20 protein-coding genes and 1 pseudogene are annotated in these 15964 nt (G+C 60.6%); 11 read left to right on the top strand and 10 right to left on the bottom strand.

Annotated elements, in window-relative coordinates; all coding sequences use genetic code 11:
- From rfbC to LB559_RS11550, 3 genes are all read right to left on the bottom strand, one after another.
- A complete protein-coding gene (gene rfbC, locus LB559_RS11560) occupies nucleotides 1–555 on the bottom strand; it encodes a dTDP-4-dehydrorhamnose 3,5-epimerase (protein WP_013532726.1) in 555 nt (184 codons plus the stop codon).
- Complete coding sequence (rfbA, locus tag LB559_RS11555; protein WP_224674092.1) at nucleotides 556–1437, bottom strand: glucose-1-phosphate thymidylyltransferase RfbA; 882 nt, start codon at nucleotides 1435–1437, stop codon at nucleotides 556–558.
- A gap of 143 nt (nucleotides 1438–1580) precedes the next feature.
- Nucleotides 1581–2768, bottom strand: a complete 1188-nt coding sequence (locus LB559_RS11550) for an O-antigen ligase family protein (protein WP_224674091.1) — start codon at nucleotides 2766–2768, stop codon at nucleotides 1581–1583.
- A gap of 120 nt (nucleotides 2769–2888) precedes the next feature.
- On the opposite strand from LB559_RS11550, the gene LB559_RS11545 reads away from it, so the two are divergent.
- From LB559_RS11545 to LB559_RS11520, 6 genes are all read left to right on the top strand, one after another.
- The gene (locus LB559_RS11545) at nucleotides 2889–3314 is read left to right on the top strand and encodes a calcium-binding protein (RefSeq protein WP_224674090.1); all 426 of its coding nucleotides are present in this window, start codon (nucleotides 2889–2891) and stop codon (nucleotides 3312–3314) included.
- Nucleotides 3315–3363: 49 nt separating this feature from the next.
- Nucleotides 3364–4143 (top strand): thermonuclease family protein, encoded by a 780-nt coding sequence (locus tag LB559_RS11540; protein WP_224674089.1) that lies wholly within the window; start codon nucleotides 3364–3366, stop codon nucleotides 4141–4143.
- 187 nt (nucleotides 4144–4330) lie between these two features.
- Nucleotides 4331–5041 (top strand): SOS response-associated peptidase, encoded by a 711-nt coding sequence (locus LB559_RS11535; protein ID WP_013532730.1) that lies wholly within the window; start codon nucleotides 4331–4333, stop codon nucleotides 5039–5041.
- A 558-nt stretch (nucleotides 5042–5599) separates the two neighbouring features.
- Complete coding sequence (locus LB559_RS11530) at nucleotides 5600–5779, top strand: hypothetical protein (protein WP_013532732.1); 180 nt, start codon at nucleotides 5600–5602, stop codon at nucleotides 5777–5779.
- An 11-nt stretch (nucleotides 5780–5790) separates the two neighbouring features.
- The gene (locus tag LB559_RS11525; RefSeq protein ID WP_224674088.1) at nucleotides 5791–6000 is read left to right on the top strand and encodes a hypothetical protein; all 210 of its coding nucleotides are present in this window, start codon (nucleotides 5791–5793) and stop codon (nucleotides 5998–6000) included.
- Between the two features lie 6 nt (nucleotides 6001–6006).
- Nucleotides 6007–6300 carry a hypothetical protein gene (locus LB559_RS11520; protein ID WP_013532734.1) on the top strand — a complete coding sequence of 98 codons (294 nt, stop codon included), beginning with the start codon at nucleotides 6007–6009 and terminating at the stop codon, nucleotides 6298–6300.
- Between the two features lie 22 nt (nucleotides 6301–6322).
- On the opposite strand, the gene LB559_RS11515 is transcribed toward LB559_RS11520, so the two are convergent.
- Entirely contained in the window at nucleotides 6323–7348 is a 1026-nt protein-coding gene (locus LB559_RS11515) for an NAD-dependent epimerase (RefSeq protein ID WP_064995160.1), read from the bottom strand.
- Nucleotides 7348–7500 (bottom strand): hypothetical protein, encoded by a 153-nt coding sequence (locus LB559_RS11510; protein ID WP_224674087.1) that lies wholly within the window; start codon nucleotides 7498–7500, stop codon nucleotides 7348–7350. Before LB559_RS11510 ends, LB559_RS11515 begins: the two co-directional genes overlap by 1 nt.
- Before the next feature lie 491 nt (nucleotides 7501–7991).
- On the opposite strand from LB559_RS11510, the pseudogene LB559_RS33120 reads away from it, so the two are divergent.
- Nucleotides 7992–8048 (top strand): annotated as a pseudogene (locus tag LB559_RS33120) (Fic family protein); the annotation flags it as partial.
- A 3-nt stretch (nucleotides 8049–8051) separates the two neighbouring features.
- Entirely contained in the window at nucleotides 8052–8564 is a 513-nt protein-coding gene (locus LB559_RS11505; RefSeq protein ID WP_245321920.1) for a hypothetical protein, read from the top strand.
- Nucleotides 8565–8656: 92 nt separating this feature from the next.
- Here LB559_RS11505 and LB559_RS11500 read toward each other — a convergent pair whose 3' ends face one another.
- Entirely contained in the window at nucleotides 8657–9247 is a 591-nt protein-coding gene (locus LB559_RS11500) for a biotin transporter BioY (protein ID WP_027164125.1), read from the bottom strand.
- A 117-nt stretch (nucleotides 9248–9364) separates the two neighbouring features.
- Here LB559_RS11500 and LB559_RS11495 point away from each other — a divergent pair, with 117 nt between their 5' ends.
- On the top strand, nucleotides 9365–10273 hold the full coding sequence (locus tag LB559_RS11495) for an MBL fold metallo-hydrolase (protein ID WP_224674086.1): 909 nt from the start codon (nucleotides 9365–9367) through the stop codon (nucleotides 10271–10273).
- 31 nt (nucleotides 10274–10304) lie between these two features.
- Here the strand turns inward: LB559_RS11495 and LB559_RS11490 are convergent, their stop codons facing one another.
- Nucleotides 10305–11090, bottom strand: coding sequence for a DUF1499 domain-containing protein (locus LB559_RS11490; protein ID WP_024503644.1), 786 nt, complete (start codon nucleotides 11088–11090; stop codon nucleotides 10305–10307).
- Between the two features lie 80 nt (nucleotides 11091–11170).
- On the bottom strand, nucleotides 11171–12799 hold the full coding sequence (locus LB559_RS11485; RefSeq protein WP_224674085.1) for a fatty-acid--CoA ligase: 1629 nt from the start codon (nucleotides 12797–12799) through the stop codon (nucleotides 11171–11173).
- Nucleotides 12800–12981: 182 nt separating this feature from the next.
- On the opposite strand from LB559_RS11485, the gene LB559_RS11480 reads away from it, so the two are divergent.
- Nucleotides 12982–13338, top strand: coding sequence for a hypothetical protein (locus LB559_RS11480; protein ID WP_013532740.1), 357 nt, complete (start codon nucleotides 12982–12984; stop codon nucleotides 13336–13338).
- A gap of 147 nt (nucleotides 13339–13485) precedes the next feature.
- The gene (locus LB559_RS11475) at nucleotides 13486–13875 is read left to right on the top strand and encodes a DUF427 domain-containing protein (RefSeq protein ID WP_013532741.1); all 390 of its coding nucleotides are present in this window, start codon (nucleotides 13486–13488) and stop codon (nucleotides 13873–13875) included.
- Nucleotides 13876–13910: 35 nt separating this feature from the next.
- Here the strand turns inward: LB559_RS11475 and LB559_RS11470 are convergent, their stop codons facing one another.
- Nucleotides 13911–14651, bottom strand: a complete 741-nt coding sequence (locus LB559_RS11470) for a polysaccharide deacetylase family protein (protein ID WP_013532742.1) — start codon at nucleotides 14649–14651, stop codon at nucleotides 13911–13913.
- Nucleotides 14652–14819: 168 nt separating this feature from the next.
- Entirely contained in the window at nucleotides 14820–15923 is a 1104-nt protein-coding gene (locus LB559_RS11465) for a glycosyltransferase family 9 protein (RefSeq protein WP_224674084.1), read from the bottom strand.
- Nucleotides 15924–15964: the final 41 nt, after the last annotated feature.

The following is a 15964-nucleotide window of genomic DNA, read 5'->3' as shown; positions in this document are numbered from 1 at the left end:
TCAGGCGAACACCTCGGCGGCAGCCAGCAGCGGCGCCTTGAGGTCCTTGTCCGAGAGCTGGAACCCGCCAGTCAATGACGGCCATTCGATGCCGATGGCGGGATCGTCGAAACGGATCGACCGGTCATGCGCCTGCGAATAGGTATCGGTCACCTTATACAGGACCTCGGTGTCGGGCACGAGCGTCACGAAGCCGTGCGCGAAGCCTTTCGGCACCAGAATCTGGTTGCCCTTTTCGGCCGACACTTCGAGAGCGACCCATTTTCCGAAAGTTTTGGAACTGCGGCGAATGTCGACCGCAACGTCGAGAATGCTGCCCCGGATGACGCGCAGCAGCTTGTCCTGGGCGCGCGGCGCAAGCTGATAGTGAAGCCCTCGCAAGACGCCCGCCGCGGCGGAATAGGAATGATTGTCCTGCACGAAAGCCAAGTCTATGCCGGCCTGCGAAAAGCGCTCGGCATTGTAGGTTTCCACGAAGAAGCCGCGCGCGTCGCCATGTCGCTTCGGAACGATTTCCAGCACGCCATCGATGCCAAGGGGCCTGACTTCCAGCACCTAGCCCTCCGACAGGTCGACGACACGCCGGCGCAGATAGGCGGCATATTCGTTCTTGCCCAAATGGTCGGCGCGACGCAGAACCTGGTCCACAGACAGCCAACCCTGTTCGAAGGCGATCTCTTCGGGACAGGCGACCTTGATGCCCTGGCGGTGCTCGATGGTGCGCACGAAGGACGAGGCCTCATGCAGGCTGTCATGGGTGCCGGTGTCGAGCCAGGCATAGCCGCGCCCCAACCGATGCACATGCAACTGGCCGCGCTCAAGGTAGACGTTGTTGACCGCCGTGATCTCGAGCTCGCCGCGCGCCGAGGGACGGATGGCAGGGGCGATGTCGACGACGTCGTTGTCGTAGAAGTAGAGACCGGTGACCGCCCAGTTGGATTTCGGCACCTGCGGCTTTTCCTCGATCGTCAGCGCCGTTCCCGTGGCCTTGTCGAAGGAAACCACGCCATAACGCTGGGGATCCTCGACATGATAGGCGAACACCGAAGCGCCCTTTTCGCGCGAGGCAGCGTCGCGGCAAAGCTGCGACAGCCCATCGCCGAAATAGATGTTGTCGCCGAGGATCATCGACACGTTGTCCTTGCCGATGAAATTGCGGCCGATGATGAAGGCTTCCGCCAGCCCGTTGGGCTGCGGCTGCTCGGCATAGGACAGGTCGAGCCCGAACTCCGATCCATCGCCAAGCAGATCGCGAAAAACCGGCAGGTCACGCGGCGTCGAAATGATCAGAATCTCTCGGATACCCGCGAGCATCAGAACGCTCAGCGGATAATAGATCATCGGCTTGTCGTATATCGGCAGAATTTGCTTAGAGACTGCTAATGTTAGTGGATAAAGACGCGTTCCACTGCCTCCAGCAAGGATAATTCCTTTCAAGAAGCTCTCCTTGACATGCCTGAACCCCCCGGCCCTAGCCGCCCGTGCTTAGGTTCCATGCACTGGCTTGTCAATCTCGGCGTTCGTCAAATGACTGGGTCACGATCCGGCGCCAATCCATGGCCAATTCAGGCGACGCATTGCTATCGTCTTGCCAAAGCCGGCCTGGCGTGAACAAGCAGATTGTCATCATGGGCGGCGGTCGACTCGCCTCTCTGGCTCAGCCGCTCAGCAAGTCCCTTGTGAAAGATAACGCCATTCATATAGGCGAAGGTCATCGCCAGTGCCGCCGTTCGCAAGGGATAATCGACCAGGGAATGAACGAGCAGAAACGATACTGAGAGAAACGCCATTTTCTGCAGCGGATCTCGCCGTGCCGTAACGGAAAACGCAAAAAGCAATATCGCGTAAGCTGCGACCAGAAAGACAACAGGAGCGCCACCTTCAAGCGCCAATTCCAGATAATCATTGTGGGCGTGATTGACGTAGGGCTTGAAGATCATCTCTCCCTTTTCGTAAATCTGATAGACCTTCGGAAAACTGCCAAAGCCGACGCCCGTCGCCCAGTTCTCTTCAATTCCCGCGATCGTCGTGCGGGCAAATTCGGCCCGTCCAAAGGCCGGGTCAACCACTTCCGCATCGATCTTCGTCCACGCCCCGATCGTGTAGAGTGAAAGCCCGATGAAGACAGCGGGTATTCCATACCCGCCCAGCCTCGAGCGCGCGGACAGAAAGACGACTGATACCATGGTGATCGCCAGCCCTATCAGAATACCGGCGCGCGAACCGGCGGCCAGAAGCAACAGCAGCAGCGTTATCAAGCCGAGCGACCCGGACAGAAGGTGCCCGCGAAACAGGCCGTAGTAGACAACGAAGGGGATGGAGACGAAGAGCAAAGCTGAAAAATGGTTCTGGTTGGCAAACAGTCCCGCATTGATCGTGAACGGCAACAAACCCTGTATGGCAACCCTATCGGAGAGCGAATACTGGATCGCCGCAGCCAGTCCGTTACAGATGACACCCATGAAAAAGAAGGGCAGAAGGCCGTAGACCTGATCTGGGCGCAAGCGGGTGACGCTCAGAAAGAATGCAGCCATCGCCACGAAATACAACAGACACTCGATCGTACGTCCCACGCCGACACTGACGAAACGCAGCCCGGTTTCACCGCTCAGCCACGGATTTGCAAGTAGAACCTCAGGCCGCAATCCGCTCAACAGGGCGGCGGGCAGCGGCACGATTTGAAAACAGAACACGGCCCCTTTGAATTCGTCGATCTCCGAGACCAAAGCAAGGGTTTCAGGGGTGATTTGCAGGAAACCGATCTTCATGGCCATACCTAAAAAAATACCCAAAAATACCCAATAGCTCAAGAATCGACCTTACCCAATAAAGCACTCCCGGCGCCTTGTATGGGAAAACGCCCAGTCACAAGGCAAACGGATTAGAGAGTGGATTCGACAACAAAATTCAAAAGGTGCATGATGGGTTTGGTGTCGGGGGATACCTTCATGAATTGGCGTTGGTTTTCGACCGCAACAGTTGTTGCGTTCATCTCAGGCTGCACTGCCGACTATTTGAATAATTATGACTCGGTGACGCTCGCTGCCGGCGATGCGAACCGCTCAAATATGCTTTTGCAAACTGTCGATCCGTTCAATCCGAATAGCCAAAACACGCGTATTGAAGGCGACGGAGCGCGCGCGGTGGCAGTCTTCAACGGATACCGAGGTGCGACCCGAGCCCGTAGCGCTGATTTGGACTGTGCAGGCGGCAGCGGAAACAATGCGGTGGTTGCCCCTGGGGTGCAGATCACAGGCTCTGATCCTAACGGGCTCGATGGTGATCGCGACGGCATTGGGTGCGAGGGAAAATAGGTTGTCTCGAACAAGGAAAGGAGGGCTAGGCTGGCTCGCAGTCATTGCGTTGGCCGCGTATTATTATCCCGTTCCGTACCAGAGACCGGGCATTGCCTCGCCAAATCCAAAGGCCACCGTTGAGATCAGACCGGAGGCCAGCAATCTCACCCAGAGCGTTACACGGCAGGTCGAGGAACCGGCCGCACCCGGTCAGCAAACCAACGGGGAAGTGCTTCAAGGCCGCGCATCGGCAGTTGATGGCGATACAATTGAGATCAATGGGACGCGCGTTCGGTTCAACGGCATCGACGCACCCGAGTATGATCAACAGTGCGAGGATGCGAAGCACTTTCGGTATTCATGTGGATGGCAGGCCAAAACTTCCCTCGAAAAATTCATGGCTAAATCGAAGCCCTTACGATGCGAGTTTGTCACTTGGGATCAATACGGACGCTTCGTTGGCAATTGCTACCGGGCGGACGGAGCCGACGTGGCGGCCTGGCTCGTCAAGAATGGGCTGGCCCTCGACTGGCCCAAATACAGCCATGGCGGCTATGCATCCCAACAAGCGGTCGCCAAGGCTGCCAAGCTCGGCCTGTGGAAAGGCTTCTTCGAAGACCCATGGACGTGGCGCGCCGAGCACGCCGAAGATACGCAGCCCGCGGCCAATCAGCCTCTCGGTATCATAGGCCGTCAGGCTCAGTCACAAGGCTATTCGTGCGAGCCTCGCCGTAAATGCTCTCAGATAAGCTCTTGCGCTGAAGCCCAATGGTATCTCAGCAACTGCTCATGGGGCGGCAGGCTGGATCGCGATAGTGACGGGATTGCGTGCGAAACGCTTTGCTAGATACCGAGAACGACGGAGGACTGGTCAGTGGCCCAACAGTCGAGAAATTCCGGAGCCCCTCTTTCTCTCTTTTGGTCGGTGCGGGTACACTGGTTTGATCCTACGGTGATCTATTACCGGGGCTAGTCGCAACAGGATATCCCCGTTGGGGCTTGCTGATCGGTTCGCTGCTAGGCACATTCACCGCATGTGCAATCTCTACAACATCACCACGTCACAAGAGGCGGTCCGCCAGTGGACCCGGACTTTGCGGGACATCCTAGGCAACCTTGAACCGTCCGTTGACATCTATCCCAACCAGCCCGGCCCAGTGGTGCGTAACGCCCCTGAAGGCCGTGAGCTAGCCAATCTCCTGTGGGGAATGCCGACGCCGGCCGAGCGCGTCAAGGGCAAGGCTGACTACGGCACTACCAACATTCGCAACCCGCAGTACAGCCATTGGCAACAGTATGTCGGCGTCGAGAACCGTTGCGTGGTGCCGGTAACAAGCTTCGCAGAGCCCAGCCCAACTCCCGGCGATAAAGACCGCGAGACAGGCATTCAGCGGAACTATTGGTTCGCGCTCAATGAGGACCGCCCGTTATTCTTCTTCGCTGGCCTCTGGACGCCATGGCATGGGGTCCGCAAGGTAAAGGACGGCCCCGGCGATTTCGAGCTTTACGGTTTCATGACGACCGCGCCCAATGCCCTCATCAAGCCGATCCATGAAAAAGCTATGCCGGTGATCCTGAGGACGCAAGAGGAAACAGAGACTTGGCTGACAGCGCCATGGTCGGAAGCGAAGCGGCTACAACGCACGGCGCCGGATGATGCTCTTGTGATTGTCGAGAAGCCTGCCACACAGATCAAGTTTCCCGAGCAGGCACCAGTACCGCCAAGCCAAGGCTCGTTGTTCTAGATGGCTGGCCTTCGGATACTCTCGGACGTTGCACCGGGCCTTGCGATTGCCATCTTTCTTACAATCTTGGTCGTGATGTTTTTTCGTCGTAAGCGGCGCTAAGCAAATCGGCGGCACGTGATTGAAATGTTGGGCTGTTAGCGCCAGTTATTCATCCCTCCAGATCACGCGTCGTACCATGCGGATTTCAACAAGTCGCCTCACGCGTATCTTCATGCCCTCCGATGCGCTTGGCAGCAGAATGTCCACATCAAGCTCGCGGCGTTTGCAGCGCTCGCAGCGCATGTGCCGGTCAACGTCCCAAAACGGAATGTCCCCCACCAATTTGGCGAGGTCCCCGGGGAGATAGTGGCGTGTAATGTTGCAGTTGATGCACCGGACACGGATTAGCTGACCAACCTCATGCGCTCGGCACAGGGTCTGGACAAGGCGGCGCGGTCGTCTGCTCTGTTCCGGCATAGCCAAAAATAGGAATGAGTTCCTCGCCGAGTCAATTCACTCTTGACATTTATGTTCCCTTTTTGTTCACTACGCCCATGCAGCGTATGGAGTAATGCCATGGATCGAATTGTGACACTGAACAGCCGCCAGGAGGCTGCCCTCCAGGCCCACGCCGAGGATTTCATTGCAGTCCACAAGGGTGATGTGATGAAAGCGCTCAAGGAAATGATCGTGCTCAACGGGCACCTTCAGGAACGACTTGACGCACTCACCCCGCAGCGCCGCGCGACGCGTTAGGAGTAGGCACCATGGGCAGAATGCACTTCGACACCGAAGCCAAATCCGAACTGCACTCTGAAGCGGTGAAGCTGATCGCCCGCTACGACAGCCCTCTTGAGACCGTGAAGGCGCTCATGGCCTACAACTGTGAGCTTGAGACCCAGATACTCGCCATCGCCCATCGGCATCCGGGGATAGTTTCAATCGGGTACGATCCTACTCCGCCTGTGCTGGAGTGACCTTCAATGAGCCGCCTGATCTTTGCAGGAGAGCTTGAGAGCGCCGCCGACCAGATAGCGGACATATCCCGCGCCGACCTTCAAATTGTACTTCGTAGGGCCGCCCTGATGCTTAGAAACGTCGCCGGTGTCGATCTGGGCACGAGAACAGACGAATTACTTTTTGGAATCGCAGCGGAGATGGAAGTTTCCAAGTCCGATTTGATCAAAACGATCGTCAGCGATTGGCTAATTGCCAATGCTTATCTGCCTGTTCCGCTAGAGCTTGACGAAGGCAACGAGACACCATTTAAAATCTGAGCATGAAACCCGGCGTCTTCCGCTATGCCCGCGCAAAATACGCCTTGTACCACTCGACGAACCGCCCGACGCCCTCGGTCACCGTCGTTGTCGGGCGGTAGCCGACCGCCTGCTCCAGCGCCGAGGTGTCGGCGAAGGTATCGGGCACATCGCCGGGCTGCAGCGGCAAGAGTTCGACGATGGCTTTGCGGCCAAGCGCGTTTTCCAGCGCCTCGACATAGGCGGTCAGCTTAACCGGGTTGTTGTTGCCTATGTTGAAGATGCGCCAGGGGGCGCTGCTTGTGGCCGGATCGGGACGGCTGGAGTCCCAGGCGGCATTGCCCGTGGCCGGGTTGTCGCTGGCACGGATCACGCCTTCGGCGATGTCGTCGACATAGGTGAAGTCGCGCGTGTGGTTGCCGTTGTTGAACAGCTTGATCGGCTCGCCAGCAAGGATGTTTTTGGTGAACAGGAACAGCGCCATGTCCGGGCGCCCCCAGGGGCCATAGACGGTGAAGAAGCGAAGCCCGGTCGTCGGCAGCCCGAACAGATGGCTGTAGCTGTGCGCCATCAGCTCGTTGGCGCGCTTGGTCGCGGCGTAGAACTGGAGCGGGTGGTCGGCCGGCCTGTGCTCGGAAAACGGCATATCGGTGTTGGCGCCGTAGACACTCGAGGTGCTGGCATAGGTCAGGTGCGCGACGGCGCTGTTGCGGCAGGCCTCCAGCATGTTGGTGTAGGCGATGATGTTGCTTTCGACATAGGCATGCGGGTTTTCCAGGCTGTAGCGAACCCCGGCCTGGGCGGCGAGATGGATCACCCGGTCGAATGCGTGGTCGGCAAAGCAGGCGTCGACCACGCTCTTGTCGGCGAGATTGCCGCGGATGAAATGGTAGCCGGCATTGGTCTTGCGGCTCGCCTCGTCCAGAAGCCGCAGCCTCGCCTCCTTGATTTCCGGATCGTAGTAGTCGTTGACGTTGTCGATGCCGACGACCTCGTCACCGCGCTCCAGCAGCCGCTTGGCTACGTGATACCCTATGAAGCCGGCCGCGCCGGTGACCAGAACCTTCATCAGAAGCGCCCATCCGTGACATGCCTGGGAAACAGACCCTTGATGTCGTAAATGACGCCGGGGGTCTTGCAAAGAGCCTGCAGGCCGTCGACGCCCAGCGCGCGGAACTGCCTGTGGCCGATGGCCACGATAACGAAGTCAATGTCCTTCATTCCTCAGGTCCGGACAATTTTCCTCAAAGGCCACCCCCATCACCAGAATCCGACTGCCAACGACCAAGAGCTACGACAGCGCGGCTGCTCCAGCAAGCATCTATTTCTCGGATCGACAGTGCGGGAACTTTTGGTCAACAGCATTGCTTGATGCGATTGAAAAGATACCGTCTGCAACGCACCAACGCCGAACGATAGGGCCAATAATGCGATGTAATTTCCAGCACCGCTTCGGCGATCAACCCCTTGGCAAGTCGCCTGGGAGCCGAGACAGATCGATCTAGAGAGCGGAGATATTGCGTTCCGAAGCGGCTGTATGTTGGTGTCGTCGGGACGGCAACCTAGTCAGATGCGTATGGCCGGCGGAAGCCGGCACGGTACCGATCATCGGCCATAAGATCGGCCAAATATCCGGGCAAATTCGAAATATATCTTTATAATTACGTATTTAGCAGAAGCCAAGATCGGCCAGACATGGAAGAAAGCGTTTCAACTACATTCACCCGTTCCCCGACGGCAATGGCCGCGTCAGCCGTTTGATGAGCCACGCCATGGCCCATGAGGCTGGGATCGCCGCGCACGGGCTGTGGTCGATCTCACGCGGTCTAGCGCGCGGCGTGAAAAGCCGCACGGACTACAAGCGCATGATGGATCATGCCGATATGCCCCGCCAGGGTGATCTCGACGGACGGGGCAACCTCTCCGAGCGCGCACTCGGCGACTTTACGCTATGGTTCATGCAGGTGTGCATCGATCAGGTGAACTTTATGACCGGCTTGTTCGATCTCGACACGCTCGCGAAGCGGCTGCGTCGCTACGTCGAGCGCAGTGGCCTCAAACCCGAAGCCGCCCGCCTCCTGGAGGAAGCGCTAATGCGCGGCGAATTTGAACGCGGCGAAGCGTCTCGCATTAGCGGACTGCCCGAACGCACGGCGCGTCGCGTGTTCAATGAGGTGATCGCACTCGGTCTGTTGGCGTCGGAAACACCCAAAGGTCCGGTGTCGCTACGCTTTCCGGCCGACGCATTGGATTCACTGTTTCCGAAGCTGTTTCCAGAAACCTAAGTGTGACTACTTGGCAGACGCCACGCTGAAATCCGCCAATCACCCCATGCCAGCCAAGGCTTGATTGCTCAAGCCGCTGGTCTGCTCGGGCTTCAGCCGCGCTTGAGCAGCGTCCAGACGGCCGGCACCAGGCTTGCCGCGAGAGCCACCTTGATCAGGTCGCCGACGATGAACGGCACGACGCCGAACTGCCACGACTTTTCCGGACCGATGAGCAGCGCCAGCCAGGCAAAGCCCATCGCCATCATGACGACTTCGCCAACCAGCATGGCGTTGAAAAGCTTGATCGGGTGGCGGTCCCAGCCGCGATCCGCCGCCCAGCCGACAATGGCCGCCATGACCACGAAGCCGGCGAGATAGCCGCCGGTCGAGCCGAGCATGTAGGCAATGCCGAGACCCTTTTCAGGCGTGCTCTGGAAGACGGGAAAGCCCATGGCGCCCTCGGCCATGTAGAGCAGCAGGGTGGCGACGCCGAGACGCATGCCGAAGGCGGCGGCAATCAGCAGCACGGCCAGCGTCTGCATCGAAATGTCGACCGGCCCGAGCATCACCTTGGTCTTGGCCGACAGTGTCAGCACAAGCGTTCCGGCGATGGCCAGGAAAAGCTGCGTTGCCAGCCGCGCCGCGCCGCTTTGCGGCAGAGCCAGAGAAACAAGCGGACGCATCGTAGTTGCAATTGCCATGGTATTTCCCCAATCCGATTGCCGCTACCAGATGTTCGCGGCCTCACATCCTCCTATATTGGCTTGCGTGTTATGCGGCAATCGGTTTTGCCGTTTCCCCAAACAAGGCACCGATGCATGGCACTGAAGTTCGATACCGGCTTCGACCCCCTCTATGGCCAGGGGGTGAGCGTCGCGCCCGATGTCCAGCGCATCACGGCCCGCAATCCAAGCCCTTTCACCTTTCACGGCACCAACAGCTACATAATTGGCCGCGATACGCTGGCGGTGATCGATCCGGGGCCGGATGACGAGGCGCATCTGCGGACCCTGCTCGAGGTGATCGCAGGCCGGCCGGTCAGCCATATCTTCGTCAGCCATACGCATCGCGACCACTCCCCGCTGGCGGCCCGGCTGAAAGAGCGCACCGGCGCCATCGTGCTGGCCGAGGGGCCGCACCGGCCGGCAAGAGCCCTGCACATCGGCGAGACCAATGCGCTCGACGCCAGTGCAGACATGGCTTTCGTTCCCGACATCGCCCTTTCCGACGGCGAGGCGGTCGATGGCGACGGCTGGTCGATGAGGACGGTTCTGACCCCGGGCCATACCGCCAATCATGCGGCGTTCGCACTGGAAGGAACCGGCATCCTGTTTTCGGCCGATCATGTCATGGCCTGGGCAACCTCCATCGTCGCCCCGCCGGATGGGGCGATGGCCGATTACATGGCCTCGCTGGACCGGCTGATCGACCGCGAGGACCGCTTGCTGCTGCCCGGACATGGCGGGCCGGTGACGGCGCCGCGCGCTTTCATGCGCGGGCTGAAGACGCACCGCAAGATGCGCGAGCGCGCCATCCTGGAGCGGGTCCGGGCCGGCGACCGGACGATTCCCGACATGGTCAGGGCGATCTACAGGGATACCGATCCGCGGCTGCATGGCGCCGCCGGATTGTCGGTGCTTGCCCATCTCGAGGATCTGACGGCGCGCGGTCTGGTTGTGACCGATGCCGCACCGGCCATCGACGGCATTTTCACGCCGGCCGGATAGGCAACGCAGCCCACTGCCAAGTGCCCGTGCCTCACTCGGCCGGCGCGGCGCCAACCTGACCGGCGACTTCCTGGTCGAGCTCGGCAAGGAAATCGACAATACGCGCGGCATTGTCGCCAAGGTCGTAGCGACCGTAGCGGGACGCCGACCGCATGTCGACGATGACCGTATCGCCATCGTCCGTCACGCGGATCGCCACATCGGCGGGAAGGCCGATCACGAAGCCCTTGGCGACGGCGGTGATGGTCACCTCGCTTTGCCCGGCGAGATCAGGATAAGGTTCCGATAGATCCCAGTCGCGCCGATCGAGTACAGTTTCGACGGCATTGACGACAGTCTCGAACGGCAGGTCGTAGCTGCGTGCGCTGACCAGCGGATAGCTATCGGTCTGCAGCCGCTGTTCCCCAGGCGTCGACGGCGCAAGCACGTTCATATCCTTCGTGCGGTCGCTCACGTCCAGCGCCGGCGGTTCGTCGAAATCCGTCGAGATGTCCCTGAGCGGCGGATAGATCGTCGCCCAGTAGGCGGCGACGCCGTAGGGTGCGAGCACCAGCAGCGCCAGCAGCGCGCCGACCGTCAGGTCGCGACCGCCGCGGTCGCCGAAATTCCAGAGCCGCGAAAAGGCAAACCCGGCAAACAACAGCGCCATCGCCGCCAGCAGCGCGACAATGCCGAGCACCCACAGAAAGACAGGTGTTTCGACGAGATCGAAGCGATGGCCGACAAAGACCGTCAGCAGCAGCACCAACGAAAAAGCGGCCGTGCGCCGCGACCATCCGGCCGCCCTCGACGTTTGCCGTTCAGGAATACTTGCCATCGATTGCCGCACCACCCCAACCCGAACGGAGACTTAGAACCTTTTTGCGATGCCATGAAGCCGAAACATGCGACATCGCGTCAATCCGTCGGCAGGCGATAATCCTTGAACTGCTGGCGCAAGGTGATCTTCTGGATCTTGCCGGTGGCGGTGTGCGGAATTTCACCGACGAAGGCGACATCGTCCGGCATCCACCATTTGGCCACCTTGCCGTCCATGAAGTCGAGAATATCAGCCTTGCTCGGTTCCTTGCCCGGTTTGCGGACGACGACCAGCAGCGGCCGTTCGCCCCATTTCGAATGGTGGACGCCGATGGCTGCCGCCTCGGCGACATCGGGATGGCCGACAGCCAGGTTCTCGAGGTCGATGGTCGAAATCCATTCGCCGCCGGACTTGATGACGTCCTTGGCGCGATCGGTGATCTGCATATAGCCGCCCGCGTCGATGTGGGCGACGTCGCCGGTATCGAACCAGCCGTCCCCGTCGAACTGCTCCACGCCGGCGCCGCCATAATAGGCACGGGCAACGGCCGGCCCACGCACTTTCAGGCGGCCAAATGTCTTGCCGTCCCAGGGTTGCGCATTGTTGTCGTCGTCGGTCACCTTCATTTCGACGCCGAACGGCGGATAGCCCTGTTTCTGCTGGACATCGAGCCGGGCTTCGCCCTCAAGACCAGCATAGTCCGGCTTCAGGGTGCACAGCGTGCCGAGCGGCGACATTTCGGTCATGCCCCAGGCATGGATGACCTGGACATCGTAGTTCTGCTGAAACTTCGTCATGATCGCGCGCGGGCAGGACGAGCCGCCGATGACGACCTTATTGAGATAGGGAAGCTTCTTGCCGGTCTCCTCCAGGTGCTGCAGCAGCATCATCCAGACGGTCGGCACGGCCGCACTGAAGGTCACCTTCTCGATATCGAGCAGTTCATAGATCGAGGCGCCGTCCATCTTGCAGCCGGGCATGACCAGCTTGGCGCCGATCATCGGCCCGCTCTGGCCAAGGCCCCAGGCATTGGCGTGAAACATCGGCACGACAGGCAGGATCGTGTCGCGCGACGACAACCCCATGGCGTCGGGCATGGCGGCGATCATGGCGTGCAGCACGTTCGAACGGTGGCTGTAGACGACGCCCTTGGGATCGCCCGTGGTCCCGGAGGTGTAACACATGCCTGCGGCGGTGCTTTCGTCGAAGGTCTTCCAGGCGAAGTCGCCATCCGCCTCCTCAAGCCACTCTTCATAGGCGACCACATTGGGCAACGTCGTCTGCGGCATGTGTGCCTTGTCGGTCAGCACGATCACCTGTTTCAGCGACTTGACGGCGCCGGCGATCTTCTCGAGCAGCGGCACGAAAGTCAGGTCGACGAAGACTGCCTTGTCCTCGGCATGGTTCATGATCCAGACGATCTGCTCGGGAAACAGCCGCGGATTGAGCGTGTGGTAGATGGCGCCGATGCCCATGATGCCGTACCAGGCCTCGATGTGGCGGGCGGTGTTCCAGGCCAGCGTCGCGATGCGGTCGCCCAACCCATAGCCGTCGCGCTCCAGCCGCTGGGCGACCTTCAGGGCGCGACGATGGATGTCGGCGTAGGTGGTGCGCACGATCGGCCCCTCGATCGAGCGTGACACGATCTCGCGCATGCCATGCTGCCGCTCGGCATTGTCGATGAGCTTATGGCAAAGCAGCGGCCATTCCTGCATCAGTCCCAGCATTCGATCCTCCCTCACGCTTTTGCGTTGTGCTTTTTGTCCCATTGTGGAGCGAACCGACGGATTGTCCAGCCGCCAATACGGCCGAGCACTGCATTGGGAACAACCGCCACAATCCGGCCATCGTCGGCGTTAAGCTTCGTTAACGGGCAAAGGGGTGCGATTGGCGACTGAAAGAGGTTCGCATGGACGCGCAGCTCGACGACAAGGCTCTCGAGAGTACGCTTGCCGAAAGTCTGGCCGATCTGGTGCCGGACACAAAGACTGTTTCCGAAGATGAATTTGTTGAAGTTGTCGGCGGCGCGCTGGAAGCGGTCGGCGGCACGTTGCTGTTCAAGATGTGCGTCCAGAACCAGGGCGAGGACCAGCACGTCGCAGCCGCGTCAGTCGGCGATGGCGGAAACCGCCAGTTCCTGCTGCTCACCTTGCCGACCGGCGGTGGTTCCCTGAAGGTCGAGACCGTATCGAGAAGCAGCAACCCGGTCGCCGGTATCGCTGCCGCCTATGCCGGTCTCATGGACGTGTTCAAGGCCGCTGCCTGACAGCTGACGACAAGTATCGAGGATATTCGGAGGCGCGATCCGGCAGTGCCGGCCTGGGCAGGTGTTTGCGTGTTGCATGGCGACGGCAGGCCTTGAACAATGCGTTTGCGCGACACATCTCAAAGTCGACGCAAGGAGAGCCGCCGCATGGATCAGATCGCCAACCCCGCACCCGGTTTCCAACGCAACCCGGACAAAATCATCACCATCGAGCCCTATGCCGGCACCGTTACCGTCCGCGCCGGAGACGTGGTCATCGCTTCAACAGCGAAGGCCAAGGTGCTGACCGAAGCTCCCTATCCGGCGGCCTTCTACATTCCGTTCGCCGACATCGATTTCGGCAAGCTTGGCCGCACCGACCACTCGACCCATTGCCCCTACAAGGGCGATGCAAGCTATTGGAGCGTGCTGCCTGCCGGCGAGACCGGCCAGAACGCCATGTGGGCCTATGAACGGCCTTTCGACGAGATGGCTGAAATCGGCAACCACGGCGCATTCTACGCCAGCAAGGTCACGATCGAAGCCAAACCGGACTGAGCCAACGCCGAAGCGGGATACGCTCGGCTGGCCACTCACTCCGTGGTGCCGTTATTGCCGATGCCCTCGGCATCGTCGAGCCGCACAAAGGTCAAGCCCTTGGCCTTGAGCGCCAGCAGCCCCTGCACCACGCCTTCGCCGGCCGCATGGGTCGGCTGGTTGATATGCGAGATAATGACGTCGCCGTCCTTGGCCGCCGCGATGCGCCGCGCGGTTTCCTTGGCGCCGAGCAAGGAGCCGCCGTCGCCGTTTATCGAGAATCCCGCGACCTTGAAGCCAAGCTTGCGGATCATGGCGATTGCCGACGGGCTGTATTCGGCGGTTGCGCCACGAAACCATTTCGGCGCCGGCTCGCCGGTCCCGGCAAGAGCGGCGGCCCCCGATTCGACCTCGGCCAGCACCGCATCGGGGCTGCCGGCGCTGCGGATGCCGTAGATTTTCCGCGGCGTGTCGACCGCCGGGATGTGGTGGCCGCCGTGATTTTCCAGTTCGAACAGATCGGGATGCGCCCGCATGATCTCGACGGCGGCGGCGTTTCGCTTCAGCCAGATGCCGGTCACGAAAATGGTGGCGGGGATCTTGTTGTCCACCAGCGCCGAAAGGATCCGGCTGTCGGTCTGTCCGCCGCAGGCATCGAGCGTGAGTGCCACACGGCCGGCGCCGCTCGCCTGCGGCCTGATGTGCAGCGTCGGCTCGACGAGCGGCGCGGCATGGCCGGCGGATGCCATCGCCAACGACATGGCGATCATCCAGAGATTTTTTTGCAGCAGGCGCATCAAACCGATTTCCTGACCCGTCATTTCAAGCAGGCATCCCAAAGACCCGCATGAAGGCGGAAATCAGGATGATGCATAGCAGAAAAGCGCTCCACGCGACAATGTGACCGTTCCTGCGGCGAAGGGGTCATTCTACCGCGTCGAGAGTCGTGCATGCGATGCATGATCTCAGATGACGCGTTCCAGCTGCATTTCGGTGCGCGAAAGAACCTCGCGCACCGCCTCGACCACCGGCTTGACCTCCAGGCCCCAGACGCAGCATGCCTTGCTGGGATCCGGCGCGCGGCAAAGGTCCTCGGCCATGCAGGCGCAAGGCATCGGCGGCTGGAGCGAGATGCTGGGCACGCCGACGGGACCCCAGCGCGACGGCTCCGTCAGACCGAACAGCCCGACAACCGGGGTCCCAGTGGCTGCCGCCATGTGCATCGGGCCGCTCTCATTGCCGAGAAACAGCCGGGCCTGTTTCAGCACCGCCAGCAGGCTTCCAAGCGACAGGTCACCGACGAGATTGACGACCGGCGGCGCGGTCCTGGCGACGATGCGTTCGGCGATCTCGCGCTCGTCCGGGCCGCCCACCAGGACGACGTCCAGGCCGGTCTCGCCGGCAATCTCGACGATCGCTGCTGCAAACCGCTCCGGCTGCCAACGTCGCCCCTCGAAGCTTGCACCCGCATGCACGGCGATGAAGGCATTTGGCCGCAGATGGTGCTTATCCAGCAGCGCCAATGCTTTCGCCGTCTCCAATGGCAGCGGCTGAAGGTTCGGAATCACCGTGCGAAGTTCAATGCCGAGCGCTTCGAGCGGCGAGAGGTAGCGGTACAGGAAATGCTGGCCATCAAAGCCGTAGGGCTTGGCAAGGACGTTGGCGGGCTGCCGCTCCAGCATACGCAAGGGTCTTTCGGAAGGATTGTATCCGACACGGGTCTTTGCGTGGACGAGCCCGGTGAGGATGCGCGACGTCTTCGAATCGGTCAGGTCGATGGTCAGGTCGAAGCAGAAGCGGCGCAACGCCCGCACCATGGCGTAGAGCTCCTTCCCTCGCTCCAAGGGGGTGCCGCGCATGCGGTCGCGCCTGAATGCGACGACCTCGGAAGCGATACCATGGGCGATCACGAAGCTCTCGAAGCGGGCCTCGCACAGAAAGACGATGCTGGCGCCGGGGAATTCGAGCCGCAGGTTCTTGGCGAGCGCCGAGGCGAGGACGAGATCTCCTATGAACTTGGTTTGAATGACCAGGATCGAGCGGAGCGGCGCGGGAGAGATCTGCAGCATCTGTTTCCGGGAGCAATTTGCGGATGGCCGCAAATTGGGCA

The sequence above is a fragment of the Mesorhizobium sp. BR1-1-3 genome (assembly GCF_020165455.1).
Lineage (GTDB): Bacteria > Pseudomonadota > Alphaproteobacteria > Rhizobiales > Rhizobiaceae > Mesorhizobium > Mesorhizobium ciceri.
The sequence above is the reverse complement of the archived record's forward strand: the minus strand, read 5'-3'. Positions and strand labels throughout refer to the sequence as shown.

Coding starts and splice junctions, on each gene's coding strand:
- LB559_RS11550 (WP_224674091.1), bottom strand. CDS start 2,768: ATGAAGATCGGTTTCCTGCAAATCACCCCTGAAACCCTTGCTTTGGTC.
- LB559_RS11535 (WP_013532730.1), top strand. CDS start 4,331: ATGTGCAATCTCTACAACATCACCACGTCACAAGAGGCGGTCCGCCAG.
- LB559_RS11530 (WP_013532732.1), top strand. CDS start 5,600: ATGGATCGAATTGTGACACTGAACAGCCGCCAGGAGGCTGCCCTCCAG.
- LB559_RS11525 (WP_224674088.1), top strand. CDS start 5,791: ATGGGCAGAATGCACTTCGACACCGAAGCCAAATCCGAACTGCACTCT.
- LB559_RS11520 (WP_013532734.1), top strand. CDS start 6,007: ATGAGCCGCCTGATCTTTGCAGGAGAGCTTGAGAGCGCCGCCGACCAG.
- LB559_RS11515 (WP_064995160.1), bottom strand. CDS start 7,348: ATGAAGGTTCTGGTCACCGGCGCGGCCGGCTTCATAGGGTATCACGTA.
- LB559_RS11510 (WP_224674087.1), bottom strand. CDS start 7,500: ATGAAGGACATTGACTTCGTTATCGTGGCCATCGGCCACAGGCAGTTC.
- LB559_RS11505 (WP_245321920.1), top strand. CDS start 8,052: ATGGCCCATGAGGCTGGGATCGCCGCGCACGGGCTGTGGTCGATCTCA.
- LB559_RS11500 (WP_027164125.1), bottom strand. CDS start 9,247: ATGGCAATTGCAACTACGATGCGTCCGCTTGTTTCTCTGGCTCTGCCG.
- LB559_RS11495 (WP_224674086.1), top strand. CDS start 9,365: ATGGCACTGAAGTTCGATACCGGCTTCGACCCCCTCTATGGCCAGGGG.
- LB559_RS11490 (WP_024503644.1), bottom strand. CDS start 11,090: ATGGCAAGTATTCCTGAACGGCAAACGTCGAGGGCGGCCGGATGGTCG.
- LB559_RS11485 (WP_224674085.1), bottom strand. CDS start 12,799: ATGCTGGGACTGATGCAGGAATGGCCGCTGCTTTGCCATAAGCTCATC.
- LB559_RS11480 (WP_013532740.1), top strand. CDS start 12,982: ATGGACGCGCAGCTCGACGACAAGGCTCTCGAGAGTACGCTTGCCGAA.
- LB559_RS11475 (WP_013532741.1), top strand. CDS start 13,486: ATGGATCAGATCGCCAACCCCGCACCCGGTTTCCAACGCAACCCGGAC.
- LB559_RS11470 (WP_013532742.1), bottom strand. CDS start 14,651: ATGCGCCTGCTGCAAAAAAATCTCTGGATGATCGCCATGTCGTTGGCG.
- LB559_RS11465 (WP_224674084.1), bottom strand. CDS start 15,923: ATGCTGCAGATCTCTCCCGCGCCGCTCCGCTCGATCCTGGTCATTCAA.